The following is a 571-nucleotide window of genomic DNA, read 5'->3' on the forward strand; positions in this document are numbered from 1 at the left end:
CGGTTGGTTTCCCGGTCGCGGGGCGGCGTGATCCGGCTTTGGATGAGTTGGTGGGCTTTTTCGTCAACACGTTGGTGCTGCGTGTTGATGTTGGTGAAAATCCCAGTGTTGCTGAGTTGTTGGCGCAGGTGCGGGCGCGCAGTTTGGCTGCCTATGAGCATCAGGATGTGCCCTTTGAGGTGTTGGTGGAGCGGCTCAATCCGACCAGGAGCTTGAGTCATCACCCGTTGGTTCAGGTGGCGTTGGCTTGGCAGAACTTCGCCAGTGATCCTGGGGCGGGGTTGGCGTTGGGTGATGTGGAGGTCACCCAGGTGCCGGTGGACACCCACACTGCGCGCCTGGATGTGAGTTTCTCGCTGGCTGAACGGTGGAGCGAGGCCGGTGAGCCCGCCGGGATCGGCGGGGCGGTGGAATTCCGCACCGATGTGTTTGATGCGGCCAGCATCGAGGTGCTGATCGAGCGGTTGCACAGGGTGTTGGTGGCGATGGCCGCCGATCCGGGACGGCGACTCTCTCAGGTGGATGTGCTTGACGTTGGTGAGCATGCCCGTCTGGATGAGTGGGGTACAAC

The 571-nt window shown here is 62.0% G+C and carries 1 protein-coding gene; it reads left to right on the top strand.

All coding sequences use genetic code 11. The features are described 5' to 3' along the window. Positions 1-571: condensation domain-containing protein (locus tag A5752_RS17700; protein WP_156613966.1), on the top strand; the 571-nt coding region annotated here is incomplete at both ends.

The organism is Mycobacterium sp. 852002-51961_SCH5331710 (assembly GCF_001665535.1).
Classification (GTDB): Bacteria; Actinomycetota; Actinomycetes; order Mycobacteriales; family Mycobacteriaceae; genus Mycobacterium.